Source organism: Pseudomonas sp. KH_017 (assembly GCF_057840285.1).
The window spans coordinates 3,067,859-3,093,716 of record NZ_CM174509.1 but is presented as its reverse complement, the minus strand read 5'-3'; the positions used below and the strand labels follow the sequence as shown (position 1 = coordinate 3,093,716).

The 25,858-nt window shown below is 57.9% G+C and carries 21 protein-coding genes; 11 read left to right on the top strand and 10 right to left on the bottom strand.

The genetic code is table 11. From position 1 onward, the window contains the following. Positions 1–8: 8 nt before the first annotated feature. The gene (locus tag AC3IT6_RS14110) at positions 9–464 is read right to left on the bottom strand and encodes a DUF2147 domain-containing protein (RefSeq protein ID WP_223464124.1); all 456 of its coding nucleotides are present in this window, start codon (positions 462–464) and stop codon (positions 9–11) included. Between the two features lie 84 nt (positions 465–548). On the opposite strand from AC3IT6_RS14110, the gene AC3IT6_RS14105 reads away from it, so the two are divergent. Next, positions 549–1,232 (top strand): TetR/AcrR family transcriptional regulator, encoded by a 684-nt coding sequence (locus tag AC3IT6_RS14105; protein ID WP_046043296.1) that lies wholly within the window; start codon positions 549–551, stop codon positions 1,230–1,232. Positions 1,233–1,385: 153 nt separating this feature from the next. Here the strand turns inward: AC3IT6_RS14105 and AC3IT6_RS14100 are convergent, their stop codons facing one another. The 4 genes from AC3IT6_RS14100 to AC3IT6_RS14085 are packed head-to-tail and all read right to left on the bottom strand — an operon-like array spanning position 1,386 to position 6,549. Then, positions 1,386–3,092 carry an FAD-dependent oxidoreductase gene (locus AC3IT6_RS14100; protein WP_223513171.1) on the bottom strand — a complete coding sequence of 569 codons (1,707 nt, stop codon included), beginning with the start codon at positions 3,090–3,092 and terminating at the stop codon, positions 1,386–1,388. Between the two features lie 60 nt (positions 3,093–3,152). Continuing rightward, positions 3,153–4,613 carry a class I adenylate-forming enzyme family protein gene (locus tag AC3IT6_RS14095; RefSeq protein ID WP_489356338.1) on the bottom strand — a complete coding sequence of 487 codons (1,461 nt, stop codon included), beginning with the start codon at positions 4,611–4,613 and terminating at the stop codon, positions 3,153–3,155. A 38-nt stretch (positions 4,614–4,651) separates the two neighbouring features. Next, complete coding sequence (locus AC3IT6_RS14090; protein ID WP_046043294.1) at positions 4,652–5,578, bottom strand: alpha/beta hydrolase; 927 nt, start codon at positions 5,576–5,578, stop codon at positions 4,652–4,654. Continuing rightward, positions 5,575–6,549: an enoyl-CoA hydratase/isomerase family protein gene (locus AC3IT6_RS14085; protein ID WP_489356335.1), complete on the bottom strand. Its 975-nt coding sequence runs from the start codon at positions 6,547–6,549 to the stop codon at positions 5,575–5,577. Before AC3IT6_RS14085 ends, AC3IT6_RS14090 begins: the two co-directional genes overlap by 4 nt. 196 nt (positions 6,550–6,745) lie before the next feature. Between AC3IT6_RS14085 and AC3IT6_RS14080 the strand changes: the two genes are divergently transcribed. Beyond that, positions 6,746–7,594, top strand: coding sequence for an SDR family oxidoreductase (locus AC3IT6_RS14080; protein ID WP_489356333.1), 849 nt, complete (start codon positions 6,746–6,748; stop codon positions 7,592–7,594). Positions 7,595–7,895: 301 nt separating this feature from the next. Then, positions 7,896–8,477, top strand: coding sequence for a winged helix-turn-helix transcriptional regulator (locus AC3IT6_RS14075; RefSeq protein ID WP_489356331.1), 582 nt, complete (start codon positions 7,896–7,898; stop codon positions 8,475–8,477). Between the two features lie 277 nt (positions 8,478–8,754). On the opposite strand, the gene AC3IT6_RS14070 is transcribed toward AC3IT6_RS14075, so the two are convergent. Continuing rightward, entirely contained in the window at positions 8,755–8,895 is a 141-nt protein-coding gene (locus AC3IT6_RS14070; protein WP_489356329.1) for a hypothetical protein, read from the bottom strand. Between AC3IT6_RS14070 and AC3IT6_RS14065 the strand changes: the two genes are divergently transcribed. The 5 genes from AC3IT6_RS14065 to AC3IT6_RS14045 all read left to right on the top strand — a co-directional run bounded on the left by AC3IT6_RS14065 (position 8,887) and on the right by AC3IT6_RS14045 (position 14,716). Beyond that, positions 8,887–10,257, top strand: a complete 1,371-nt coding sequence (locus AC3IT6_RS14065) for an outer membrane protein transport protein (RefSeq protein ID WP_489356327.1) — start codon at positions 8,887–8,889, stop codon at positions 10,255–10,257. The two genes, AC3IT6_RS14070 and AC3IT6_RS14065, sit on opposite strands and share 9 nt — an antisense overlap. A 197-nt stretch (positions 10,258–10,454) precedes the next feature. Beyond that, positions 10,455–12,107 carry a GMC oxidoreductase gene (locus tag AC3IT6_RS14060; protein ID WP_489356325.1) on the top strand — a complete coding sequence of 551 codons (1,653 nt, stop codon included), beginning with the start codon at positions 10,455–10,457 and terminating at the stop codon, positions 12,105–12,107. A gap of 24 nt (positions 12,108–12,131) precedes the next feature. After that, entirely contained in the window at positions 12,132–13,397 is a 1,266-nt protein-coding gene (locus tag AC3IT6_RS14055; protein ID WP_223464121.1) for an NADH:flavin oxidoreductase/NADH oxidase family protein, read from the top strand. Between the two features lie 52 nt (positions 13,398–13,449). Beyond that, complete coding sequence (locus tag AC3IT6_RS14050; RefSeq protein WP_046043288.1) at positions 13,450–14,331, top strand: alpha/beta fold hydrolase; 882 nt, start codon at positions 13,450–13,452, stop codon at positions 14,329–14,331. Continuing rightward, the gene (locus tag AC3IT6_RS14045; RefSeq protein WP_046043287.1) at positions 14,318–14,716 is read left to right on the top strand and encodes a hypothetical protein; all 399 of its coding nucleotides are present in this window, start codon (positions 14,318–14,320) and stop codon (positions 14,714–14,716) included. The genes AC3IT6_RS14050 and AC3IT6_RS14045 overlap by 14 nt, the downstream gene beginning before the upstream one ends. 347 nt (positions 14,717–15,063) lie before the next feature. On the opposite strand, the gene AC3IT6_RS14040 is transcribed toward AC3IT6_RS14045, so the two are convergent. Next, positions 15,064–16,014: a S66 peptidase family protein gene (locus AC3IT6_RS14040; RefSeq protein WP_489356322.1), complete on the bottom strand. Its 951-nt coding sequence runs from the start codon at positions 16,012–16,014 to the stop codon at positions 15,064–15,066. A gap of 449 nt (positions 16,015–16,463) precedes the next feature. Here AC3IT6_RS14040 and mexE point away from each other — a divergent pair, with 449 nt between their 5' ends. The 3 genes from mexE to AC3IT6_RS14025 are packed head-to-tail and all read left to right on the top strand — an operon-like array spanning position 16,464 to position 22,330. Continuing rightward, positions 16,464–17,717 (top strand): multidrug efflux RND transporter periplasmic adaptor subunit MexE, encoded by a 1,254-nt coding sequence (gene mexE, locus AC3IT6_RS14035; protein WP_057714781.1) that lies wholly within the window; start codon positions 16,464–16,466, stop codon positions 17,715–17,717. Positions 17,718–17,729: 12 nt separating this feature from the next. After that, the gene (locus tag AC3IT6_RS14030; protein WP_151213558.1) at positions 17,730–20,909 is read left to right on the top strand and encodes an efflux RND transporter permease subunit; all 3,180 of its coding nucleotides are present in this window, start codon (positions 17,730–17,732) and stop codon (positions 20,907–20,909) included. Beyond that, complete coding sequence (locus AC3IT6_RS14025; protein WP_489356320.1) at positions 20,909–22,330, top strand: efflux transporter outer membrane subunit; 1,422 nt, start codon at positions 20,909–20,911, stop codon at positions 22,328–22,330. The genes AC3IT6_RS14030 and AC3IT6_RS14025 overlap by 1 nt, the downstream gene beginning before the upstream one ends. A gap of 206 nt (positions 22,331–22,536) precedes the next feature. Here the strand turns inward: AC3IT6_RS14025 and AC3IT6_RS14020 are convergent, their stop codons facing one another. Genes AC3IT6_RS14020 through AC3IT6_RS14010 form a run of 3 tightly spaced genes read right to left on the bottom strand, consistent with a single transcriptional unit; the run spans position 22,537 to position 25,832 of the window. Then, positions 22,537–23,502 (bottom strand): HlyD family secretion protein, encoded by a 966-nt coding sequence (locus AC3IT6_RS14020; protein ID WP_489356318.1) that lies wholly within the window; start codon positions 23,500–23,502, stop codon positions 22,537–22,539. A 4-nt stretch (positions 23,503–23,506) separates the two neighbouring features. Beyond that, the gene (locus AC3IT6_RS14015; protein ID WP_414919040.1) at positions 23,507–23,707 is read right to left on the bottom strand and encodes a DUF1656 domain-containing protein; all 201 of its coding nucleotides are present in this window, start codon (positions 23,705–23,707) and stop codon (positions 23,507–23,509) included. After that, on the bottom strand, positions 23,697–25,832 hold the full coding sequence (locus tag AC3IT6_RS14010; protein WP_489356315.1) for an FUSC family protein: 2,136 nt from the start codon (positions 25,830–25,832) through the stop codon (positions 23,697–23,699). Before AC3IT6_RS14010 ends, AC3IT6_RS14015 begins: the two co-directional genes overlap by 11 nt. Between the last annotated feature and the right edge of the window lie 26 nt (positions 25,833–25,858).

Genomic DNA, 25,858 nt, shown 5'->3' with positions numbered 1-25,858 from the left:
GTGCTTCCTTATTCCTGGCGTACCCAGGTTTGTGAGCGCCCTAATACCGGCACGCCAATGTAGCCGCGCACGCTGAGCTTTTTGCCGTTGTCGGTCAGGTAGACTTTACTGCTATAGACCTTGCCGTTATCCGGATCGAGGATTTGGCCACCGGTGTACTCTTCGCCATCCTTTCGCAAACCGGTCAGAACGGTCAGGCCTACAATCGGCACATTCTTGTTCACGCCTTCACATTTCTCGCACCTCGGATTCTGATTTTCTTTGAGAGCGGGAAACGCTTTTTCGATAATGCCCTTCAGAGTGCCATTGGATTCGGTGATTCGAATCAACGCCCTCGGCTTGCCACTGACATCGTCGATGTTTTGCCACAGGCCAACCGGCGAATTGTCGTCTGCCCACAGTGCCGATGACATGATTGCTGCTGCCAGGGTGAGTCCAAAGACACCTGTTTTGAGCGTACGCATTGTCTGAATCCTCATGATTGAGCGCTTGCAGATCTATAACGCTGTTATTTGATAAACATAACGCCGTTATGGCAGTATTGCAACATGACCACTGATAACTCACTCCCTAATGCCCCCACCCGCCTCGTCGAGGCAACCATCCGTGTGCTTGCGACCAGCGGCCCGTCCGAAGTCAAGGCCCGTTCGGTAGCGAGCGAAGCCGGCCTGTCGACGATGGGGGTTTACACACACTTCGGCGGAGTGCCGGAACTTCTACAAGCAGTCGCTGACGAGGGATTCAAGCGGTTGGCTGCAGTCTTCAAGCGTGTGCCAATCACGGATGATCCGATAACCGACTTATGTGCGATGCTCCTGGCTTGCCGAGACCTTGCACGAAGCAATCCCCATCTGTACGACTTGATGTTTGGTCTTTCGATTGACGGCAGATATAGCCCCTCACGAGGTACCATGACATCGATTGCAAATGGGCAATCGGAAGCCTTCAAGGCGACATACGCGATTCTGATCGACGCGTGCGCTCGCTTGGTTGATGCCAAATGCGTTCGCAAAATCGATCCTGCTCTCATCGCGCCACAGCTGTGGAGTGCCGCGCATGGATTCATCATGCTCGAACTCGCTGGCCACTTCTCAGGTATGGAAAATCCTGCTTCGCAGATCCTGGTAGCGACGTGTAACAACATTGTTGTCGGCTTGGGAGCGAAGCGCGAAAAAGTGGAATCTTCCACTGCTGGCGTCATTGCCGGGTCGGCAACTGCGCTAGAACCTTGAAAAAACCGCGCAACCATGCAGTCACGCGGTGCGAACAGTATTTCAGTTCAAGTACGCAGCCACTCGGCATGTTCAGAGGTTGGGTCAACCGGTTCGCTCATGCAGAGAAGGAACCGGTCATGACAGATGCTCGTATGCTTTGCGGCTCAGTGCTCATATGTGCAACAGGATAGGGATCTGTATCGAGGCCACGCGCTGATTATCAGGTTGGCCGGGCACGCCACTGGACGGTTTCGTAGCGACCGCTTCACCTCGCTCATGAACACCTTCGTTATTGCGGGCCTGTGGAATCTGCGCCATTGCGTACTCGGCAAGTGCCGTGATGGTCAACGCAGGATTAACCCCGGGATTTGCAGGCATCGCAGCGCCGTCACACACCAACATGTTCTGGTAACCAAAAACGTGCAGGTTCTGATCAATCACGCCGCGTTGGGCATCGGCGCCGATCACGGCGCCTCCCAGCACATGGGCTGTTGTCGGAATGTTGCCCAGCGCTTCCAGTACGTTGCTCTGGGCGATACCGCCCGTGTGCCTGGCCAACCACTGAGCGGCCTGATTACCCATCTCGATATACGTCGGATTTGGCTTTTTGCGGTTCTGCTCGGTGACGAGGCGATAGCCGCGGCCCAGCCAACGCTTCCTGGGACGCAGTGCAATCGCATTGTCCAATGTCTGCATCACCAGCAGCATCACCATGTGTCGGCTCCAGCCCCTTGGCCACATTGACTTGAGCCATCGCACCGGGTGCAACACGATATTCCCCAGCCACTTCAACGGCCGCGTCACGCGGTTACCCTTCCCGACCAATAGCGTGCAAAGCAAGCTCAGGAAGTCCGCGTTGCGACCATAGGTGAGAAACTCGATGTGGGTATCCTGATCGACGTGCACACTGCTGCTGGCGGTGACATCGTTCCAGGTTTTGCGGTCCTCGGGCAGGCGCACGTTCAGAACCGATTCGCTGTTGGTGCGCACCAGTTCACCAAGACGATCGCTGACCCGGGGCAACGAGCCTCCGTGTTTGCAGTTGGCCAGTAATTCGTTGGTACCGAGAGCCCCGCCGGCGAAGATCACTCCGCGGGCGGTGTAAGTATGGCGATCACGGGCGAACCAGGCGCCAGGGCGCTGGGTGGTCACACGGTAGCCGTCACTGCCATCGGCTGCCCCGATTGGGTTCACATCAACAACCTCGCGCTCTGCCAATATCTGCACGCCGCGTTTCTCTGCGAACCACAGGTAGTTTTTCACCAGCGAGTTCACGGCACCGACGCGGCATCCCACCATACAGGCGCCGCAACGTATACACCCGGTACGGTCAGGCCCTTCCCCACCGAAATAGGGGTCCTTGACGGTTTTGCCCGGCTCGCCAAAGAACACTCCGGTGGGTGCTCGGGTGAATGTGTCTTCGGTTGCGAAGTGTTGCGCCATCTCCCGGGCCAATTGCTGGTTCGTCGAGTCGAATGGCACCGTCTTTACCCCAAGCATGCGCTCGGCCGTATCGTAGTGAGGCTGCAATAGCCTGTCCCAGTGACCGAGCGCGCGCCACTGCACGTTTTTGAAGAACTCTGGCTTGGCGCGGTACAACACACCGCCATACACGGTGCTACCGCCACCGACACCCGACTGGCTGGGAAAAAAGACATGGCGAAACAGCGACATGCGCATGATGCCCTTCAAACCCAATGCGGGTGCCCACAGATACTTGTTGAACTGCCAGGCCGACTTGGGAAGGTCTTCGTCGCGATAGCGACGGCCGCGCTCAAGTACCCCGACGCGATAGCCTTTCTCCACGAGGCGCAGCGCCGAGACGCTGCCGCCAAATCCCGATCCGATCACCAGCCAGTCGAAGTCTGCGTTTTTCATGATGTGTCCCCTTCTACGTGCCGGTTGCTTTTCGCCTAAAGTCCATCAGGTAATTACCTGTCAATCGACAGGTTCGGTCCACATCTTGCGCAGTCTCAACTTGTCGACTTTGCCCACGGCATTCTTTGGCAGGCTGTCGATGATGTTGATCGTGGAAGGTCGTTTATAACGCGTCAGCCGGTCAGTGCAGTGCTCATTCAAGCCCTCCTGGGTACCGGCGAATCCCGTACGAAACGCGACGTAGGCAACAACAATTTCGCCAAGGGTCTCGTGAGGGACACCAATCACTGCTGCTTCAAGAACCCCCGAAAATTCGAACAACACATCCTCGATCTCCTTCGGATAGATGTTCTCGCCTCCGCGAATGATCATCTCTTTAAGGCGCCCGACGATGGCCAGATAACCGTCTTCGTCGATCCGGCCAATGTCGCCAGTGTGCAGCCAGCCATCGACGATGGTCTTCGCTGTTTCCTCGGGCTTCCCAAGGTAACCGCGCATGACGTTAGGACCTTGAACCAGTACCTCGCCAGTGGCGCCCTGCGGCAAATGCACACCGCTCGGGTCGGCGATTGCAATGCGTTGCCCGATGAAGGGCAGCCCGACCGTACCGACCTTGCGTAGGCCGTCGAAGGGGTTGATGGTCGAAGCGCACGTGCCTTCGGACAGGCCATATCCCTCAAGCAGCGGAAAACCGAAGCGAGCTTCAAATTTTTTCAGTAGTTCCGCCGATGCAGGCGCCGCGCCGCAGATGCCATACCGAAGACTGGAGGTATAAGGTTTTACCTCACGAGGTAACGCGTTAAGCATTGCGTAGATGGTTGGCACTGCAGAGAAGTACGTGGGTCGAAGCCACTCGACATCCTCAAAAAACGTGTCGACGTTGAAACGCTTGCGAATCGAAACCCGACTACCGCTTGATAGCGGGACAAGAGTGCTCACCACAATGCCGTTTACGTGAAAGAGTGGCAGTATCAATAAACAGTGGTCTGCTGCCGTGACCTTGAGTGAGTTTCGTCCCATTTCCGACATGGCTTCAATATTGGCGTGATCGAGCATCACGCCCTTCGGCAGGCCGGTAGTGCCACTGGTGTAGATCAACAATGCCAGTGCGCCAGGCTCTTCAAAGGGTACACCGGTGTAGGACGCCCCCATTTCCAGAGTGGCGACAGGCAGAGACTGCAGATTCGGGACTATGACTTCGCCGCTGGCGTTGATGAGCAGCTTCGCCCCCGAATCAACCAGTTGATGAGTGGCTTCCTTGCTGGTCAGCCCAGGATTGATCGGCGTGACCGCCGCCCCCAGACGCCAGGCGGCGAACATCGCCACCACAAACTCCACCTGGTTGGGCAACATGATAGCAACGACGTCTCCAACGCCCACCCCCCTGTCCGCGAATACTCCCGCTGCCGCGAGGACTCTGGAATGGAACTGCCGGTTAGTCAGGTTGCTGCTGTCGTCAGCGATGCACAGACCATCAGGCTCTGTCACCGCGCGCAAATCTGAAAGTTTGGAAAAGCACATTATTGTTGTTCTCTCTGAAAGTGACGGAAACGCTTGAATCAATTGGCTGAAGAGCCGAGTAGATGTTTCGTCAGAAATTGAGTCTGATCCTTCACCAGTTCTTCGAACGCGTCGCCCATATAGAACTCGAAATGCCCCGCCGCGTAGAGTTTGGTTTCTCCATGCGGCGCCTTGCGCACCAAGGCGATCGTCTGTTCCGGTGGCGTGACGGTGTCAGTGGTGCTGACGCAAAACAGGATGGGGAGCTTCACCTTGGAGGCGGAGCGTCCGGGTCGATAAGCCATGATTTCCGGGAGCACCCGTGCGGCGACGTGATTGACGAACACCATCCCCTTCGGCACCAAGGCCAGATAACCCGGCAGGGCATCATGCGCATTCATCAAGGCTGGCTGACCGGGAACGGCAGCGATTGGCACCATCACGGGCGGACGACCCAGTAGCCTGGCTGCAAAATCACGCAGGAGCACCGGCGTTACCTGCAGCGAACCCTTCACACCCAGCGCGGCAGCTGAAGCAAGACCGTCGGTAAAGGGGCACTGGCTGATAGCCGCCAGTAACTCGGGGTGTCGGCTGGCCACCGTGATTGCATGCCCTCCCCCAAACGAGCTTCCCCATACGGCAACCCGCCGCCCATCGACATCTGCGCAACCTTTGACGAAGTCCAGCGCGGCATCCCAATCAGCCAGTTGCCGCTTCACAGACATCAATTGTCTGGGCCGACCACCGCTGTCTCCGAAATAACGGTAGGTGAAGGCCAATGTAGCGATTCCCGCAGCAGCGAATCGCTCGGAAAAGGCGTCGAGGCGCATCTCGCGAACCGCACCAAGTCCGTGTCCGAGCACTACAATCGGCGGTTTCTCTACGCCGACCGGCAGGTAGAGCCAGGCTGAACAATAGGTTTCGCCCGAGTCAAAGCGAACATCCTGGCGAGTGAACGGGTAGGTAAGCGGTGACATTTGATTCATTTCCTCCCTCCCCCGTTTTGCAGGGGCAAGGAGCCTTGCTCAAGGGTTTGCTCGAAAATGGCCGGGTTGTAGAACGGCACGTTGCCGTCCTGATCGGTGCGCTCAAGGTATTCAACCATGAGCGATTGCGCAGTCTCGGTCGGCGAGATCTTGATGAATTCGGTACGCTCCATATGCAGCCCCTCGTCGAGGGTGGCTGACCCGCCGAAGTACACGGCTCGCTTGACTGCCTCAATCGCCCCTTTGGGTCGGGAACCCAGATGCCCGGCCAGCTTGACGGCACGATCAAGCAGCGCATCTGAAGCAACCACTTCGTCGATGTATCCTATTTCGAGCGCCTTCTGTGGCGACACCGGCCGACCTTCAAGCATCAGCATCAGCGCGCGATGGGCGCCGACCAGTCGTGGTAATCGCTGAGTGCCTCCGCCACCGGGAAGGATTCCAAGAAGCACCTCGGGCTGCCCGATGAAGAAATCGCCATCCGCCATCAGGCGGACGTCACACGCTAGCGCGAGCTCGCTGCCAAGTCCCAGCGCAGATCCATTCAGCGCGGCGACGAAAATGACGCCACTGCGGTTCATCCGTAAAAAAGTGTCGTGCAGCTTGTCGAGTTGCATCCCGCCATCCAGCGGTGTCAGAGACGCAGCTGACGCCAATGGCGCAATACCGCGAACGGTCTTGGCGGTTCGAGCGATCGCCGAGGCCGTACTGCGCCCGACCGACGGGATACTCTTTCCACCTTCCTGCAGCCAACGAACGTCTGCATGACCGATGAAACGCTCAGGATGAGTTCCGGTGAGCACCACCGCTTTTACCGCGGTATCGGACTCCAGCTTGTCCAATAGCGCCGCAAGCTCATTGGCCATGTCCAACCCCATCAGCCCGTGTGGACCTCCATCCAGCCGCGCAATCAACACAGAGCCACGGGACTCCATATCAAGGTACTCGGGCGGTGTATGCATCTTCGTCATCTCTTGGATCCTCCGGTGACAAACGTAGAGAGCAAGCGCTCCCATCAGTATTTCCACCTCCTGACCAGTCATAAGATCAGTCGGAGAGATAGATAACACTGTTATTGCAAAACATAACACCGTTATATTACTCTCGCAATATGCACTGACCTGTACACAAAACCTCAATGCTCAGCTTCTGAAGGGAACCTCTGAAATGAAACCGCACATCACTGTGGTACAGAGCAATCAAACAGCCAGAAACCAGACTGAATCCCTTCTTCCTGAATGGAGACCAGCCATCTTCGTCACAGGCGCGGCTTCGGGAATCGGTCGCGCCTGCGCTGAGTTGTTTGCGCGGCGCGGTTGGTTCGTGGGGCTATACGATATCGATTCAGAGGGTGTCGCCGCGGTCGCCGCGACCCTGGGAGAGGGCAACGCCGTCTGCGGTGCGCTCGACGTGAGCGATCCCCAAGCCTGGAAGCAAGCGCTTGTGGATTTCTGGGCACATAGCGGCCAGCGGCTTGACGTGTTGCTCAATAACGCCGGGATTCTCGCCGCCGGGCAATTTGAAGCTGTACCGTTGAGCAGACACCAGGCAATGCTTGACGTGAACGTTCAGGGAATGATCACCGGCTGTCACAGCGCCTTCCGGTACCTGCGAGGCACGCCCTGCTCTCATGTCATCAATATGGCCTCTGCCACCGCAATCTACGGACAGCCTGAACTTGCAACCTACTCGGCGAGCAAGTTCGCCGTGCGCGGATTCACCGAAGGACTCGACCTCGAATGGGGAAAGTTCGGCATTCGCGTGAGCGATATCTGGCCGAGCTTCGTAAAGACCGCAATGGCTGATGACTACGGTCGTATTCCCAGCGCCAGATCGCTGGGTATCCGGCTCACGTCGCACGACGTCGCATCGACCGTGTGGGCTTGCGCGACGTCGAAACGACGAATCCACAAGACCCACTGGACAGTCGGCATGCAAGCCGGATTCCTGTCGTTCGCTACGCGTCTCGCGCCTGCGGCTCTGACCCGCTGGGTCGTCCAACGCATTGCGCGATAACGGACAGGCTCACGACACAACTATACTTTTTATATAGCGAAACCACAAAGCGAACGGTATAGTGAAATCAATAAGAATGACTCAACCTGTTCAGTGAGCGATACATGAACGCGACCGTGAGATCAGCCGTCCAAGGGCCTGGAACATCGCCCAATTCCTTCGACTTGAGGCAGCAGTGGCTTTTCACTGTATTTCAACTGAGCGGAATTTTGTACAATGCGGCATGACAAACAAAACTTACGGTCAACTCTGCCCCTTAGCCCGGTCGCTCGACGTACTCGGAGATCGCTGGACGCTGCTCTTGATTCGCGAACTCCTGTTAGGTCCGAAGCGTTTCAAGGATCTGCTCGCGATCCTGCCTGCAATGGGTACAAACCGACTGTCCGAACGCCTGGCCATGCTGGTGCAGAACGGCGTCATTCAACAAGTCACCCTGAACACACCTTCCGCCACGCCCGCTTACGAGCTGACGGACTTGGGCGAGCAACTACGCAAGCCGGTGATCGCGCTGGGATTCTGGGGGTTGAGCCTGCCGATCGACGAACGCATCGATCCGTCCAGTGCTCGTGCGGAGCTCATAGCCCTGTGCCTGACAGGCTCGAACGATTCGGCAGCGAGCGCCGGTTTGCAGGAGTTGTACGAGTTCCAGGTGGGGGCGGAAGTCTTCCATATTCGAGTCAACGACGGGAACCTGTTGGCACGCTCCGGGCCGAGCGAAGAGCCCATCGACGTCAAAATACAATGCGACATGGAAACCTTCATTGCATTAGTCCTGCGCCAGATCACGCCAACTCGCGCCCTTCGCGAAGGTCATGCAAAGCTGTTGCAAGGGGATCGGCCAGCCTTCACACGAGTGTGCAAAGTACTCGAATACAAGCCCTAGGACTGCCGGCCTTTCCCCCTTCCCTCGCACCATGCGGATCGAGGGGGACTTGCCCGCCCGGCATCCGTCATTGCCTCTTTATCAGCGAGTTGCTTGCAGCCTTGTACCCGCGTCTGGCCCGAGGGTACTTGCCTGCCAGGCAAGGCTCTTCTTTCCATCAACGCAACTTGCAACCCCAAGATATATAAATAGGGCAATCGTCTGAGCCTGTGATATTCCAGAGAGGGCTTTGCAACTAAAAAACAACTACGAGTCTGCAAGATCCAATTAACACTCCCTACTCCAGCCCGGCCGGCACTGTTGATGTATACGGCCGCCCACGATTTCTATTCATCCCGACAACAACAACAACAACAACAACAACAACAACAACAACAACAACAACAACAACAACAACAGGTACCGCCAGATGAACCATGAATATCTTTCTGCGCTTCGCCCTTCCCAGAAATCAGTACTGCGTTTGAAACGTCATCTTGAGACAGGGTCCACCCTGATACTCAAGTCAAGCAGGGCGTTGTTCAAAACCACTCTGTCATTGGCTATCTGTGGGCAGGCAACTTTATCTTTAGCCAATGGTTTATCTATTAACGAGCAAAGCGTTGGCAGCGCCGGAACTGCTTATGCCGGGCGCTCGTCTGCGGCTCTGGATGCGAGTACTGTCTATGGGAATCCGGCCGGCCTGAGCAAGATAAAGCGCAGGGAAGTGAGCGGAGGGTTCGCCTTGATCAAGGTCAATAGCGATATTAAAAACGCTCATGGCGAGGCGCCAGGCACCAACAAAGGAGATTCCGTACCCCTGACGACAATCCCTTTTGGCTATTTATCCATACCGATTGACGAACGCTTCACTTTCGGCCTGGGAATGTACGCGCTCTATGGCCTTGTGAACGATTACGAAAGTTCGTTCCAGGGACGCTACCATGGCTCCTATAGCAAGGTTCAAGTTAAAACCCTGAACTCCGCCGTTGCTTATCGCATCAGTGATCATGTCTCTGTCGGAGGCGGGCTGACATTGAACCGTATCGAAAACAATATGCAAACCTACTTGGCCACAGGGCAGCTCAATGGGGGCACCGACACGAAGATCACTATCAAGGGTAACGATAACGCCGTTGGCTATAATTTCGGCCTGATGATCGACCTGAATGATTCCACCACGTGGGGCATCACCTATCATTCAAAACTTGATTTTCACGTCAACGGCCATACGCAGGTGAGCAACTCGCCAAGTGCTTTCGGTCTCGATGGCAAATACAGCAATAAAATAGACATCACGTTGCCAGAGTCGCTGGACACATCGTTTACCCATCACTTTGACGAGCGCTGGACTGGCTACCTGGGCGCGACCTGGACCCGATGGAGCCGCGTTCAGAGGATCGAAGCCGTTAATAGTGGAGTACCGCCGTTGGGCCAGCAATTGGGATTTAACAGCTTCGGAGATGACTTTAAATTACATGACACCTGGTCGATGGCCATTGGGGCCTCTTACCAACTTTCCCCGCAATGGCTGTTGCGCAGCGGCTTCGCCTACGATCCATCACCTGCCCGCAACGCCGATCGAAACGTCCGACTCCCCGTGGGCGACCGAAAAGCTGTGACGCTGGGTATAGGGTTCTCTCCCAACACCGACCTGACCATCGATTTGGCTTACGGCTATCTATGGGAATCAACCACCTCCGTCAGCCAGGCAAATACAACCGGCGTACAGCCCGGCTACAGCGCAAAATACGACAACAGCGCGCACATTATAGGTACACAGATAACCTATCGTTTCTGATTTGCCCCTTCCTGCGTCTACGTCTACAGCTTAATAATACTATACTGTTCGTATAGCTATGAGAATATACGAATGGTATAGTCATCCTGAAAGAATCACTCCTGCAACCAGTGCCCGCAGCACCATTACAAAAATAAGGAGACCGGCATGACCAGTTTTTTCACGCCTCTACGCAGTGCTTGGCTGAGCAGCACGCAATGAATCCATCTTTCGATTTCGACTACATCGTGATCGGCTCCGGATTCGGTGGCAGCGTGTCCACCTTCCGGCTGACAGAAAAGGGCTACCGCGTTGGCGTAATGGAGATGGGCCGGCGCTGGACGGCCGAGGACTTTCCAAAATCCAACTGGGACGCGCGGCGCTGGATGTGGCGACCCGGGCTGAAGATGTTCGGTTTCTACAACATGCGCCTGTTCCGTCACGTGATGACCGTCAGCGGCAACGCAGTCGGTGGCGGATCCATCACCTATGCCAACGCCTTGCTGACACCGCGCGATAGCGTATGGAATGAGGGTTCCTGGGCCGGCCTGGCGGACTGGAAACGAATCATGCCGCAGTACTACGCCACAGCGGAGAAGATGCTGGGCGTGACCGAGAGCAAGATCATGGGCGAGGCTGATCTACGCCTCAAGAAAATGGCAGATTTGCAAGGCGTGGGCCATACGTTTCACGCCCCCCGCGTAGGGGCCTTCTTCGCTCCCGACGGAGAAGCAGGCGGCAAGAGCTACCCGGATCCCTACTTCAATGGTGAAGGCCCGGCGCGCGGGACTTGCACCGGTTGCGGTGGCTGCATGATGGGTTGCAAGCACAACGCCAAGAACACACTCGACAAGAATTACCTTTATCTCGCAGAAAAACGTGGCGCCCAGGTTTTTGCCGAAACCAGGGTGGTGGACGTGCGGCCGATCAACGGCAAGGAGGACGGCAGTGACGGCTATGAAGTCCTCACTGAGTGCTCGACCACCTGGTTCGATAAGCAGCGCCGCAGCTTTCGCTGCCGCGGCGTGGTCTTCGCCGCGTCGTCGTTGGGCACAATGGAATTGTTGTTCCGGCTCAAGCAAAAAGGGTCGCTGCCGCGCATCAGCGACGACCTCGGAAAACGTGTGCGCACCAATGCCGAATCCCTTATTGGCGTACGCTTCCCGGCCGCGGACAAGAGCATGTCGCCGGGACTGGCGGGGGGTGGCAGCATCTATCTCGATGAGCGCACACATATCGGAGTCGTGCGCTACCCGGAAGGCTCGGACGCCATTGGCCTCATGATGACCTTGCTGTGCGGCGGACGCCCGGGGTGGAGGCGAATATTGACCTGGCTGTGGACGCTGCTCAAACATCCGCTGCAAGCATTGCTCGTGCACAACCCCGCCGGTTTCGCCCGTCAGACCATGTTGTTGCTGGTGATGCAGGCAGTGGATGCGTCTCTCGACATGCGGCTCAAGCGTCGCTGGTTTTGGCCATTCGCAAAACAGCTCGCCAGTGAGGGTGGTCCCATCCCGACCTTCATTCCAGAGGCGAACGCGTTTGCCGAAAAGGGCGCAAAAGCGCTCGGTGGCATACCCACCACCTTTCTGTCCGAGATCTTGTTCAACATCCCGACCACGGCCCACTGCATGGGCGGCTGTGCGATGGCGGACTCGCCGGAGCGCGGCGTGATGGACGTACAGAACCGGGTCTTCGGCTATCAGAACTTGCTGGTTTGCGACGGCTCGATGCTCAGCGCCAATCTCGGGGTTAATCCAAGCCTGACGATTACCGCGCTGACCGAGCATGCCATGTCGTACATCCCATTGAAAAACACTCAATCCCGGCGGGTATCGGACTCCATCCCGCTGCACACCCTTCAATCATGAAACAGCCCTTATTGAGAACTCACCATGACCGCCGCCTCGCCTGAAGAAAATCTGCTGAACCAGCCTTTACAACTCCCGAACGGCAGCGTTTTTCGCAACCGCCTCGCCAAGGCGTCCATGAGCGAAACGTTGGGTACCTACAACAATCACCCGACGTTAAAACTGGTCGAGTTGTACCGGCGCTGGTCCGCCTCCGGCATTGGTTTGCTCATCACCGGAAATGTGATGATCGACCGGCGTGCGCTCGGTGAACCAGGCAACGTGGTAATCGAAGATGAAGCGGACCTGCCTGTGCTCCGCCAGTGGGCCCGTGCGGCAACCGAGCAGGGAGCGGCGATCTGGGTGCAGCTCAATCACCCCGGCAAGCAGTCGACCAAAGGCTTGAATGCCAGCAACCTCGCGCCATCGGCCGTCCCCTTTCGCGAGGACATGGCCGCGCTCTTCGAGACCCCACGCGAAGCCACCACGGCCGAGATCGAAGACATCATCAGGCGCTTTGGACGCAGCGCGGCCATCTGCAAGGAGGCCGGCTTCAGCGGCGTGCAAATCCACGGCGCACACGGTTATCTGATCAATCAGTTCCTCTCGCCACACCACAATCGGCGTACGGATGAATGGGGTGGCAGCCCGGAAAAACGTCGACGTTTCGTGTTGGCTGTTTACGCCGAGATTCGCCGCCAGGTCGGTGCCGAATTTCCCGTAGGCATCAAGCTCAACTCAGCAGATTTCCAGCGCGGAGGCTTCACCGAAGAGGAATCGATGGCGACGATTCATGCACTTGCCGAAGCTGGCATCGACCTGATTGAGATTTCGGGGGGCACCTATGAGGCTCCAGCCATGAGCGGCGGGCTCCAGGAGACGAAAAAAGCGTCCACCGTAGCACGTGAGGCTTACTTTCTTGAGTTTGCTGAAAAGGTGCGCGCCTCGATCAAGGTGCCTTTGATGGTCACTGGCGGTTTTCGCAGTGCCGCCGCCATGAACGCTGCGCTGCGTTGCGAAGCGCTCGATGTCATTGGCCTCGCGCGCTTATTGGCCATTGATCCCGAGGCACCGGCGGCCCTACTGCAAGGGCGGGACAGTTCGCAACGTGTACGGCCGATCACCACAGGCATCAAGCAAATCGATCAGATGGGCGTCATGGAAATCTTCTGGTACACGCTGCAGCTCAAACGAATCGCCAATGGCGGTGATCCGCGCCCCAACGAAAGTGGGTTGTGGGCGTTTTCAAAATCAGTGATGAAAAGCGGCTGGGGCACGTTCCGTACGCGGCGCATGCGCGCACGGGCCTGAGCCCGAGGCTCGCTCGCATCGATCGCCACAATAACCACTCCGGAAGACGCCAATGACCGACACCCATTTCACCGCCCCCACTCGCTTCGTGGAAGTCGACGGGGATAAATTTGCCTATCGCCGCTGGGGCAACAATACGACAGGCCAGCCCCCTCTGTTCTTTCTTCAACATTTCCGCGGCGGTATGGATCATTGGGATCCACTCATGACGGATGGCTTGGCTGCGGGGCGCGAGGTCATCCTCTACAACGGTCGTGGAATTGCCTCTTCTTCCGGCAAACCGCGTAACCGGATCGAACATATGGCCGACGACGCTGCTGCGGTGATCCGCGCACTAGGCCTGTCCAAGGTCGATGTTTTAGGTTTCTCACTCGGTGGTTTTCAAGCCCAGGACCTGACACGACGCCATCCCGACCTCGTGCGCAAGCTCATGCTGCTCGGCACTGGACCTCGTGGCGGTAATCCGGATTCAGACCCTGGAGTGCTGGAAGCTGCACCGCGCCCCGTTCCGACCCTCGAAGACTTTCTGTTTCTGTTCTTCGGTCGATCCGCGGCGGCGCAGCAGGCCGGACGTGATTTCTGGGAGCGCCGCCATCAGCGTGTCGACCAGGACCCACCCAGCTCTCCTGAAGTGATACAGGCCCAGATCGAAGCGAATATGTACTATTTGCCAAAGCTGGACCCGAACGATCCTTTCAATCATCTGCGCGAGATCAAACAGCCGACGCTCATTCTGAACGGTATGAATGACGTTATGGTTCCAACGGTCAATTCCTGGTACATGGCTCAGAACATCCCGAACGCCCAACTGTTCTTGTACCCGGATGCCGGTCATGGTGCTCAATTCCAATACCCTGAGCGTTTTCTCAAACACGCCATTCAATTCCTCAACGAGTCCCCCCTTGCGGAGCAAGCTCACCATGCTGAAGTTTAAATTTTTGTTATGGGCGTTGACCAAGTTATTACAGAGAACAATCAAAAAAAGTCCTGACTGTGCAAAATACGTTAAAGGCAAGGAGCTGGTCTTTCAAATCCAAACGCATGACGGAGTGGGTCGCTACTTCACCCTTAAAAACGGCAAGATAAAATCCTCTACCGGTTTGACTGAAAAGCCAAAATTCACCCTGTCGTTCAGAGATGCAGCAAAGGGATTCGCCATTCTGTCTGCCAAAGATAGTAAAGATGCATTTCTGACAGGATTGCGTAAAGAGGACTTGGTTATCCGCGGTGACTTTGTTGAAGTGATGTGGTTCCAGGGATTAACTGAATACTTGCCGCCCGGTAAAAAAACATCAGCATTTTACCCTTCGACGCGCTAGGAATTTGATGCAGTGAGCCCTGCTTGATCTGACAGTCACCCGCTTTTTTATGGGTGCCTGTCAGATCTGACTTTCTCGCCGTGATCTTAGTGACTACTCAAGAGTTTTCGGGCTCAGTCAGCCCCCCCGTTTCGGTCGCTCGTGTTCTGGGTGCGAGTGGGGGCAAAAGTGGGGGCATCGCTAAGTTTTTTCGGCCTTAAACCACCGCCATAGAGCCAAGTCAAAATGTTTTTCGGGGATCCGGACAGTCTCACATAATCGGGCGCCTGATGATCTACGAGAATTGTCGCAACCGGGTCTTCTTCGAGTGTTCAACATTTATTTAACCACCCGAAGAACATCCCAAATCAAGGGCACTTATGAGGCAGGGAGTATTTCACGATGCTCCGGCCTGCCTGCACTTCCATCTCAACCTCCGCCCCCATAATCAGCGGATAATGATCAGGCGTATGCCCTGCGGGAAAAGCAAATATTTTAGGTACGTTATATTTTTCTGTAATTTGATGAATCAAGCTATAAGCAGTCTCGTCAAAATCCGACTTTGCGCCGCCTATATCCCGCATGGAGCCTATAATGATGCCTTTTATTTTAGCCAATACACCTGCCGTTTCCAGCGTTTGCATTTGCCGATCGATTCTATAATAGGCGTTTTCACCGATCTCCTCCAGGAACAATATTGCCCCCTTGTAATCGAAGTCGTAGCGAGTTCCGGAAACGGCTCCGACAATCGTTTGGTTTCCGCCCACCAGTCGCCCCTTGGCCTTACCCGCTTCATTCAATGCATGTGAAGCAATCTCATACTCTGGCGCGTGGCCTTTCAAAATATCAAAGATCTTGCCGTAGGCAGACGGCGGAGGAGGAACGCCATTACTCAGGGTTCGTACCACGTTGTGCCCATGGATCGTAGCGATACCGTTTCGATTGAAAGCGCTGTGCAGGTAAGTGATATCGGAATAACCAATCAGCCATTTTGGATTTTTACAAATGGCACTAAAATTTAGTCCATCCAGCAACTGTACACTTCCATAACCCCCACGAGTCACCCAGATAGCGTCGATATTCGGGTCATCGCACGCCCATTGTAAATCTGCCAACCTTTGCTGCGGTGTGCCTGCATAGGCATAATGATTGTCATACTTCTCAAAGCAGTTTTTTGAATATACAAAACTATACCCCTGCTCTTTAATCATCGTAGTAACGTGATCCAAAAAAGCCGGATTGGTCAAATAACCTGCTGGCGAAACTATAGCGATCCTGCTTCCATTTTTCAGGAGCTTCGGCAACCTCATGTTACTCATGCTTATTTCTCTAGTTGGCTGAACACAAACTCAGCATACCAGAGTCATTCAATAGTCCCACTTACGCTTTACTGATAAATCATTACAGGAAACTTCCCATTTTTTCCACTTCAGCAAACAATTAACTACCTTTAATACAGCAGCCTCATTATACGAATTACATTTCGTATGCTTTGGCTGTATCGAAAAATGACTGATACCTCATTGAATGCACCTCACCATAGGGCGTCCGAAAACCGGCACATCGACCTCCCTCACACCTTTGCAGACCTGAAAACACAGAATTGCCATCAACCGGGTTGATTGCACTCTGACGCAAGGCGCAGGCTAGAGGGCTGGCTTGGGTCTTATATCATTCCGAATGATAGTTACCTTCGCCCCATTCGATTCGTGAGATACAAACCCGCCGCGCATCATTCGCCAATCTCAACACATTGGCGGATGCATCCATGGAACAGTCACTCAAACATTTGCGCTTCCCGTTGGCTTTGTTGGCCGTAGTGGTGATCAGCGCTTGCGGCAAGGCCCCGGAAACCGCCGCCAGCATGCCAGCGGCCAAGGTCAGCGTGGCCAAGGTGCTGGAACAACCGGTCAACGAGTGGGACGAATTCACCGGCCGCCTCGAAGCGCCGGAAACCGTCGAGATTCGTCCACGGGTCTCCGGCCAGATCGATGAAGTAGCGTTCACTGAAGGCGCCCTGGTCAAGAAAGGCGACCTGCTGTTCCAGATCGACCCGCGTCCGTTCCAGGCTGAGGTCCGCCGCCTCGAAGCCCTGGTTGCACAATCGCGCGCCAATGCCACCCGCAGCGAAAACGAAGCCCAGCGCGGTGAGCGCCTGCGCACCAGCAACGCCATTTCCGCCGAACTGGCCGACTCGCGTACCAGCGCCGCCCAGGAAGCCCGCGCCGCCGTCGGTGCCCTGCAAGCGCAGCTTGATCTAGCGCGGCTGAACCTGAGCTTCACCCGCGTCACCGCCCCCATCAGCGGCCGCGTCAGCCGTGCGGAAATCACCGCCGGCAACCTGGTGACCGCCGACACCACCCCGCTGACCAGTGTGGTCTCCACCGACAAGGTGTACGCCTACTTCGACGCGGACGAGCGTGTGTTCCTCAAGTACACCGAGCTCGCCCGTCAGGGCAAACGCGGCGCCACCACCCCGGTCTACATGGGCCTGTCCAACGAGGACGGCAACCCGCACCAGGGCGTGATGAACTTCGTCGACAACCAGGTCAACCCGAAGACCGGCACCATCCGTGGCCGCGCCGTGTTCGACAACAGCGATGGCAGCTACACCCCGGGCCTGTATGCACGCCTGAAACTGGTGGGCAGCGGCACCTACAGCGCCATGCTGATCAACGATGAAGCGGTCGGCACCGACCTGGGCAAGAAGTTCGTGCTGGTGATGGATGCCGACAACAAGACCGCCTACCGCGCGGTGGAACTGGGTCCGAAGATCGAAGGCCTGCGCATCGTGCGCAACGGCCTGAACAAGGACGACACCATCATCGTCAAGGGTCTGCAACGGGTACGCCCTGGTTCACCGGTCACCCCTGAAGTGATTCCGATGGCCAGCGAACAAACCCTCGCGGCACTCGCACAACAACGCCAAGCGCTGGAAGCCAGCAACCTGCCTCAAGTCGCGCCTGCCAGGGTTGCACCGGGTACGGCTGTGAAACTGGCTGCCACGACCCCACGCGGTTAAGGGATTTTTACGATGAATTTTTCCCAATTCTTCATTTCGCGGCCGATCTTCGCAGCAGTGCTGTCGCTGCTGATCCTGATCGCCGGTGCGATCTCGCTGTTCCAGTTGCCGATCAGCGAATACCCGGAAGTGGTGCCGCCGACCGTGGTGGTCCGCGCCAACTTCCCGGGTGCCAACCCGAAAGTTATCGGTGAAACCGTGGCCGCGCCGCTGGAACAAGCCATCACCGGCGTCGAGAACATGCTGTACATGTCCTCGCAGTCGACCGCCGACGGCAAGATCACCCTGACCATCACCTTTGCCCTGGGCACTGACCTGGACAACGCCCAGGTGCAGGTGCAGAACCGCGTGACCCGCACCGAGCCTAAGCTTCCCGAGGAAGTGACACGCATCGGTATCACCGTGGACAAGGCGTCGCCCGACCTGACGATGGTGGTGCACTTGACCTCGCCGGACAAACGCTACGACATGCTCTATCTGTCCAACTACGCGATCCTGAACATCAAGGATGAGCTGGCGCGGCTGGGCGGTGTCGGTGACGTGCAACTGTTCGGTATGGGCGATTACTCGCTTCGTGTCTGGCTCGATCCGAACAAGACCGCTTCGCGCAACCTGACCGCCACCGATGTGGTCACCGCGATTCGTGAACAGAACCGCCAGGTGGCGGCCGGTGCCTTGGGTGCGCCCCCTGCCCCGAATGCCCAAAGCTTCCAGTTGTCGGTCAACACTCAGGGCCGTCTGGTTTCCGAGGAAGAGTTCGAGAACATCATCATTCGCGCAGGCAGTAACGGTGAGATCACTCGCCTGAAAGACATCGCCCGAGTTGAACTGGGTTCCAGTCAGTACGCCCTGCGTTCCCTGCTGAACAACCAGCCGGCGGTGGCGATCCCGATCTTCCAGCGTCCGGGTTCCAACGCCATCGAAATCTCCAATGAAGTCCGGGCGAAAATGGCCGAGCTGAAGAAGACCTTCCCCGAAGGCATGGACTTCAGCATCGTCTATGACCCGACGATCTTCGTGCGCGGCTCCATCGAGGCGGTGGTTCACACCCTCTTCGAAGCGCTGATCCTCGTGGTGCTGGTGGTGATCCTGTTCCTGCAGACCTGGCGCGCCTCGATCATTCCGCTGGTCGCTGTGCCGGTATCGCTGATCGGTACCTTTGCCGTGATGCATCTGTTCGGCTTCTCGCTCAACGCCTTGTCGCTGTTCGGCCTGGTGCTGGCGATCGGTATCGTGGTGGACGATGCCATCGTGGTGGTGGAGAACGTCGAGCGGAACATCGAACTCGGATTGACCCCGGTCGAAGCGACCAAAAAAGCCATGGGCGAGGTAACCGGCCCGATCATTGCGACGGCGCTGGTGCTGTGTGCGGTGTTTGTTCCGGCGGCGTTCATTTCCGGCCTGACCGGCCAGTTCTACAAGCAGTTCGCCCTGACCATCGCGATTTCCACGGTGATCTCGGCCTTCAACTCCCTGACCCTGTCGCCGGCCCTGGCCGCAGTATTGCTCAAGGGCCACGACGCACCGAAAGACCGTTTCTCCAAGGTGCTGGACAAGATTTTCGGTGGCTGGTTGTTCCGTCCGTTCAACCGCTTCTTTGAAAAGGCCAGCCATGGTTATGTCGGCACCGTTGCCCGCGTGATCCGCTCCAGCGGTATCGCCCTGCTGCTGTACGCCGGCCTGATGGTCCTGACCTTCTTCGGTTTCTCCAGCACCCCGACCGGTTTCGTACCCGGGCAGGACAAGCAATACCTGGTGGCCTTCGCGCAACTGCCGGATGCCTCGAGCCTGGACCGTACCGAAGACGTGATCAAGCGCATGTCCGACCTCGCCCTTAAACAGCCGGGCGTGGAAAGTGCGGTGGCGTTCCCTGGCCTGTCGATCAATGGTTTCACCAACAGCCCGAACGCCGGCATCGTGTTCGTGACCCTGAAACCGTTCGACGAACGTAAAGACCCGAGCATGTCCGCCGGTGCGATTGCCGGTGCCTTGAACGGCCAGTACGCGAACATCCAGGAAGCCTACATGGCGATCTTCCCGCCGCCGCCGGTACAAGGCCTGGGCACCATTGGTGGTTTCCGCCTGCAGATCGAAGACCGGGGCAACCTGGGCTACGAAGAGCTGTACAAGGAAACCATGAACATCATCAACAAGAGCCACAACGTGCCGGAACTGGCCGGCCTGTTCACCAGCTACACGGTGAACGTGCCGCAGGTCGATGCCGCTATCGATCGGGAAAAAGCCAAGACCCACGGCGTCGCCGTCAGCGACATCTTCGACACCCTGCAGATCTACCTGGGTTCGCTGTATGCCAACGACTTCAACCGCTTTGGCCGTACTTATCAGGTCAACGTTCAGGCCGAGCAACAGTTCCGTCTCGAATCCGACCAGATCGGCCAGCTGAAAGTGCGTAACAACAAAGGCGAGATGATCCCGCTGGCGACCTTCATCAAGGTCAGCGACACCTCAGGTCCCGACCGCGTGATGCACTACAACGGCTTCATCACCGCTGAAATCAACGGTGCGGCAGCCCCCGGCTACAGCTCCGGCCAGGCCGAAAAAGCCATCGAGAAACTGCTCAAGGAAGAACTGCCCAACGGCATGACCTACGAATGGACCGATCTGACCTACCAGCAGATTCTGTCCGGCAACACCGCACTCTTCGTGTTCCCGCTCTGTGTGCTGCTGGCGTTCCTGGTACTGGCGGCTCAGTACGAAAGCTGGAGCCTGCCACTGGCGGTGATCCTGATCGTACCGATGACCCTGCTGTCGGCCATTACCGGGGTAATTGCTTCCGGTGGCGACAACAACATCTTTACCCAGATCGGTTTGATCGTGCTGGTGGGGCTTGCCTGTAAGAACGCGATTCTGATCGTCGAGTTTGCCAAGGACAAACAGGAGGAAGGCTTGAGCCCGCTGGCGGCGGTACTCGAAGCGTGCCGTCTGCGTCTGCGGCCGATCCTGATGACCTCCTTCGCGTTCATCATGGGTGTTGTGCCGCTGGTGTTCTCCAGCGGTGCCGGTGCCGAAATGCGTCATGCCATGGGTGTGGCAGTGTTCTCCGGGATGCTCGGGGTGACCTTCTTCGGTCTGTTGCTGACGCCAGTGTTCTACGTACTGATTCGTAACTTTGTCGAGCGCGGCCAGGCACGCAAAGCCGCCAAGGCCGCCCTGAAGCTGGAGTCGCACTGATGAGTTTGAAAGCCTTCCTGCCGAGCCTGCTGGTACTGGCCCTGAGTGCCTGTACCGTGGGCCCGGACTACAAGACGCCAACCACCGAGGCGGCCAACATCACGGCCGCCACCGATGGCGCCGCCGGCCAGAAGAATTTTGACCGTTCGCGTTTCGAAGGCATCTGGTGGCAACAGTTCGAAGACCCGACCCTTAACCAGCTGGTGACGCAATCCCTGCAAGGCAACCGCGATTTGCGCGTCGCCTTCGCCCGCTGGAAAGCCGCACGGGCGATCCGCGATGACGTCAGCAACGACGCCATGCCAACCATCACCAGCCGCGTCAGCAGTGATCTGGGCAAAGGCCAGATTCCGGGCCAGACCACCGACCGGGTCAACAGCGAACGCTATGACCTGGGCCTGGACATGGCCTGGGAAATCGACTTGTTCGGTCGCATCCAGCGCAACCTGGAGTCGGCCAACGCCGAGCAACAGGCGTTCGAGGCCGACCTGTACCAACTGCAAGTCACCATGATTGCCGAACTGGTGGATTCCTACGGGCAACTGCGCGGCGCGCAGCTGCGGGAGAAAATTGCCCTGGCCAACCTGCAGAACCAGCAGGAGTCGCGCAAGATCACAGTCAGCCTGCGTGATGCCGGCGTCGGTGATCAGCTCGATGTGGAGCGCGCCGATGCGCGACTGTCGTCGGTTGAGGCCAGCGTGCCGCAACTACAGGCCGAACAGATTCGGCAGAAAAACCGCATCGCCACCCTGCTGGGTGAACGCCCGGACAAGCTGACCGTGGACCTGAGCCCGAAAGACCTGCCGGCGATCGCCAAGGCATTGCCGATCGGTGATCCGGGTGAACTGTTGCAACGCCGTCCGGACATTCGCAGTGCCGAGCGCCAATTGGCTTCGGCCACGGCGCGTATCGGCGTGGCCAAGGCCGACCTTTTCCCTCGGGTCAGCCTCAGCGGTTTCCTTGGCTTTACGGCCGGGCGCGGTTCGCAGATCGGCTCCTCGGCGGCCAACGCCTGGGCGCTGGGCCCGAGCATCACCTGGGCGGCGTTTGACCTGGGCAGCGTCAAGGCCCGGTTGCGCGGTGCCGACGCCGATGCCGAAGGCGCCCTGGCGACCTACGAGCAGCAAGTGTTGCTGGCCCTGGAAGAATCTGAAAACGCTTTCAGCGACTACGGCAAACGCCAACAGCGCCTGATCTCGCTGATTCGCCAGAGCGAGTCCAGCCGCTCGGCCGCCGACCTGGCGGAGATCCGCTACCGCGAAGGCACCGCCGATTTCCTGGTGCTGCTCGACGCCCAGCGTGAACGCCTGGCGGCCGAAGACACCCAGGCCCAGGCTGAAGTCGACCTGTATCGCGGCATCGTCGCGATCTACAAGGCCCTCGGTGGCGGCTGGCAGCCGGAGACGGTCGCGAGCAATTAACCCGATGTTTTGAAGTGCTCCTTTGGTTGGCCGCAACCAACCAATTTCCTTGCCCTGCGTCTCATTCGGTCGCGGGGCTTTTTTTGTTCTCTTAAAAACAGCTCATTTCCCTTGTGGGAGCGGGCTTGCTCGCGAAGGCGGTGCGTCAGTAAACATATGTATTGCCTGACACACCGTCTTCGCGAGCAAGCCCGCTCCCACAAGGGTTAGCGGTGATCTTCAGTCCGATGGTTTTCCTGGACGGTCACAGTGGCCGTGGTCCCGGCCCTCAGGTTGTTTTTACCGGCATAGTCGGCATCGATCTCGATCCGCACCGGCACCCGTTGCGCCAGCTTGATCCAGGTGTAACTGGGGTTGATATTCGCCAGCAGGCGGCCGCCGGGCAGGTTTTCCCGGTCGGAAATGGCGAAGGCGATGCTCTGCACTTTGCCGCCGAACGTTTCGCCACTCATCAACTCGATCTTGACCCGGTCGCCCTCCCCGATCCGCGGCAGCTTGGTTTCTTCGAAGTAACCGCTGACATAGAACGAGTCGCTGTCCACCAGCGCCAGCAAGGGACCGCCGGCCGCGGCGTAGTCGCCCTCCCGGGTCAGCAGATTGGTGACATAGCCGGTCACCGGGGAGACGACATGAGTGCGCTGCAAGTCGAGCTCGGACTGGGTCAAGGCCGCAATGGCCAGTTGCACGTTGGCGTGGGCCAACACCAGATTTGCCTGATTACGCAGTAAATCAGCCTGGGCCACTGACACATCGGTGTTGGCTTTTTCCCACTCTTCGCCGGAAATCGCCGAACGGTCCTTGAGCGTGCGCCGCCGTTGCTCTTCGCTCTGACGTTGTTTGAGCAAGGCTTCGCTGGCGATAATGGCTGCCTGGGCCTGCCCCAGCGAGGCTTTCGCCACCTCCACCGCGCGCTTGGCATGCTCCACCGCCAGGGTGTAACGCGCCGGATCGATCTCCAGCAGCGCCTGGCCTTTGTTTACATGCTGGTTGTCCTGCACGGCCAGGCTGACGATTCGCCCCGAGACGTCGGCGGACAAGGTCACCACATCGGCGCGCACCCGGGCATCCCGGGTCCAGGGCGCGCGGGTGTAATGCTCCCAGGCGAACCAGCCCAGGATCAAGGCCAGCAGTACCACTGCCACCGTCGAGAGTCGGGAAAGGATGTTCTTCAAGGCATCAGGCTCCCATGACCAGAATCAGCGTGGCGCAGACGCAGGCGTACAGCGCGCCTTCGAACAACGCCTCGTGCCAGACGAACTGCAGCACACCGAGGCGGCGCAACGCCCAGTCCAACAGCAGAAAAATCGGCAAGCCCAGCAGCAGCGCCTGGGCAATCGGGGGCAGATAGGCGCCACCCACTTCCAGATCAATGGGCAAGGACAGGGTCTCCTTCAAGGCCTGAGGGTTGAAAGTAGCCGCGATAACGCTCAACGAACGACACCACGATCAACAGCGCAACGCGCATCCGGAACACCGACCACAAGCGCTCATGAACATCGGTATGCAAGGCATCCAGGTCGTCGCCCAGTGTGTGGAGACTATCAAGCACCTGCGCCACTTCGACCCCGGGCCGGCCGGCGACCAGCCTGCCCGTTTCCCGGACTGTCGAAAACAGGCGACTTTGCAGATCCGGACTCAGCAGTGCGTTGTTCTGCCCCTGCTGCCTGAGCTGATTCAAGGCAATACCCAGTGCCATGCAGGCCAGGCTGACTTGAAACCGCTCGCGCGATTGTGGCTCCCGGGTCGCCGGCAGTAGCCCCAGCATCATGGTCAGGCGATCAACCATGCGGCTCTCGAACGCAAACTGCTGTTCATCGCTCGCCGAGGTTTTCAGCAAGGCGTACACCTGCTCGCAGTTCTCTTTGTGGAGCCGGCGCATGCGCAAATCCGGCATGAACGGAAAGATCAGCGCGTAGACACTCAAGGCCAGCACGGTCGCGCAGGTATAGGCGCCAGCAAACTCAAACCACTGGATGGCGGTGTTCTGGCCAATCCCCACGTTCAACGGGCCAAGCAACAGAAAGGTCGTGAGCCCCAGGCCAATGCCGGTACCTGTGGTGGGTGGACTGGCCAGCCCCACCGCAACGGCGTAGAGCAAGGGAGCCAACAGCAAGGCAAGCATCTCGAAATTGCTGATCATCGGCACAAGCATGAACTGAAGGAGCGCCGAGGCCACCAGTGCCAGCCCGAACCCCCTCGCGTAGCTTTGAACGGCCAGTAGCGGGCGGGGAAACGTCGACATCAGCGAGCAAAGGATGCCCACCAGCACCATCCCGCCTCGCGCACCGTCCCAGCCGGTTTCGATCCAGATCAGGCCGGCGATCAACAGCGCGGAAAAGGCCCGGACGGCGTTCATGGTCGCCAGGGTGAAGTCCAGGTGCAGTGGGTTTTCCCGCCCGCGATACACGCTGCTGGCCGGTCGCCCGCTCTGGATGGCATCACTCAACTCCAGAATCTGCTCCAGTTGCTGCAGCAGGCGCGCCTGCTCCCAGCGCAGTGACCAGGCCAGCGAACGCAAGGTGGCCGGCAGCGGCTCGGTCAATTGTTCGGCCCTGTAGGCCAGTTCATCAAAGCGTTGTTGCAGCGACGTGAAATAGTGGCGCTTGTCACTGGATAGCGAACGCCCCTCCCGCGCCAGCTCATCGAGAAAGGCCAGTTCTTCGGCACGCAGCTGTTGAATTTCTTTTGGCAACTCGCCCTCCCAGCGCTCGGTCAGCAGCAGCCGCTGGTGGCGCAAGGCGGTCAGCCGTGCGGTCAATAACACCAATTGGTTGCCCAGCAGTTGCACCAGACCGTTGGCACTGCGCAACCGTGGCGCATCGTAGTACATGTGCCGGCGCACGCCCTCCAGGCCGCTGATCTGGCCCAACAGCTGCATTTGCCGCTGCTGGAAATCGGCTTCGCTCTCTTCGGTGCGGATGACGGCGCTGGCATGGGTGGCCAGCAACCGGGTGATTTGATCGATCCTGGCGAAGTAATCCCGGGCCACGGCTTCCGGCCTGGCGGTAAGCAGGCTGACCACGCACACACAGGCAACCGCCAGCAACGTCTCGGTGACGCGGGTCACCGCCAGCAAAAACATGCCGTCCTGGTCCGGCACCGCCAGCAAGGCCACCACCACGGCGGTGTAGCCGCTGAGGACAAACGCCCCGGAACTGGTATAGCGCAACAAAGTGCCACCGGCGGTGCACAACGCCAGCCACAACGCCAGGGTGGTGATGAACGGCAACGGTGCCTGGGGAAAGATCGCCATGATCAGCACCGCCACGGCCGCGCCCGTCGTGGTGCCGATCACCTGGCCAAAGCTGCGGGCCAGCACCATGCCGCCCAGTGGCTGGCTGATGATGACCACGGCCATGATCGACCACTTGGGCTGGTCCAGGTCGAACAAAAACGCCAGGTACAGGGTCAACAACCCGGCCGCGATGGTTCGCAAGGCAAACAGCAATACCCCGGGCCCGGGGTTGAGCATGGCCTTGAAGTACTGCAACAACGCTTGCATGGGAACACTCGTCGAGAAACCTCCAG

What these genes read in the sequence shown, in the direction of transcription:
- AC3IT6_RS14110 (WP_223464124.1), bottom strand. Translation starts at nt 464, where the DNA reads ATGCGTACGCTCAAAACAGGTGTCTTTGGACTCACCCTGGCAGCAGCA.
- AC3IT6_RS14105 (WP_046043296.1), top strand. Translation starts at nt 549, where the DNA reads ATGACCACTGATAACTCACTCCCTAATGCCCCCACCCGCCTCGTCGAG.
- AC3IT6_RS14100 (WP_223513171.1), bottom strand. Translation starts at nt 3,092, where the DNA reads ATGAAAAACGCAGACTTCGACTGGCTGGTGATCGGATCGGGATTTGGC.
- AC3IT6_RS14095 (WP_489356338.1), bottom strand. Translation starts at nt 4,613, where the DNA reads ATGTGCTTTTCCAAACTTTCAGATTTGCGCGCGGTGACAGAGCCTGAT.
- AC3IT6_RS14090 (WP_046043294.1), bottom strand. Translation starts at nt 5,578, where the DNA reads ATGAATCAAATGTCACCGCTTACCTACCCGTTCACTCGCCAGGATGTT.
- AC3IT6_RS14085 (WP_489356335.1), bottom strand. Translation starts at nt 6,549, where the DNA reads ATGACGAAGATGCATACACCGCCCGAGTACCTTGATATGGAGTCCCGT.
- AC3IT6_RS14080 (WP_489356333.1), top strand. Translation starts at nt 6,746, where the DNA reads ATGAAACCGCACATCACTGTGGTACAGAGCAATCAAACAGCCAGAAAC.
- AC3IT6_RS14065 (WP_489356327.1), top strand. Translation starts at nt 8,887, where the DNA reads ATGAACCATGAATATCTTTCTGCGCTTCGCCCTTCCCAGAAATCAGTA.
- AC3IT6_RS14070 (WP_489356329.1), bottom strand. Translation starts at nt 8,895, where the DNA reads ATGGTTCATCTGGCGGTACCTGTTGTTGTTGTTGTTGTTGTTGTTGTT.
- AC3IT6_RS14060 (WP_489356325.1), top strand. Translation starts at nt 10,455, where the DNA reads ATGAATCCATCTTTCGATTTCGACTACATCGTGATCGGCTCCGGATTC.
- AC3IT6_RS14055 (WP_223464121.1), top strand. Translation starts at nt 12,132, where the DNA reads ATGACCGCCGCCTCGCCTGAAGAAAATCTGCTGAACCAGCCTTTACAA.
- AC3IT6_RS14050 (WP_046043288.1), top strand. Translation starts at nt 13,450, where the DNA reads ATGACCGACACCCATTTCACCGCCCCCACTCGCTTCGTGGAAGTCGAC.
- AC3IT6_RS14045 (WP_046043287.1), top strand. Translation starts at nt 14,318, where the DNA reads ATGCTGAAGTTTAAATTTTTGTTATGGGCGTTGACCAAGTTATTACAG.
- AC3IT6_RS14040 (WP_489356322.1), bottom strand. Translation starts at nt 16,014, where the DNA reads ATGAGTAACATGAGGTTGCCGAAGCTCCTGAAAAATGGAAGCAGGATC.
- mexE (WP_057714781.1), top strand. Translation starts at nt 16,464, where the DNA reads ATGGAACAGTCACTCAAACATTTGCGCTTCCCGTTGGCTTTGTTGGCC.
- AC3IT6_RS14030 (WP_151213558.1), top strand. Translation starts at nt 17,730, where the DNA reads ATGAATTTTTCCCAATTCTTCATTTCGCGGCCGATCTTCGCAGCAGTG.
- AC3IT6_RS14025 (WP_489356320.1), top strand. Translation starts at nt 20,909, where the DNA reads ATGAGTTTGAAAGCCTTCCTGCCGAGCCTGCTGGTACTGGCCCTGAGT.
- AC3IT6_RS14010 (WP_489356315.1), bottom strand. Translation starts at nt 25,832, where the DNA reads ATGCAAGCGTTGTTGCAGTACTTCAAGGCCATGCTCAACCCCGGGCCC.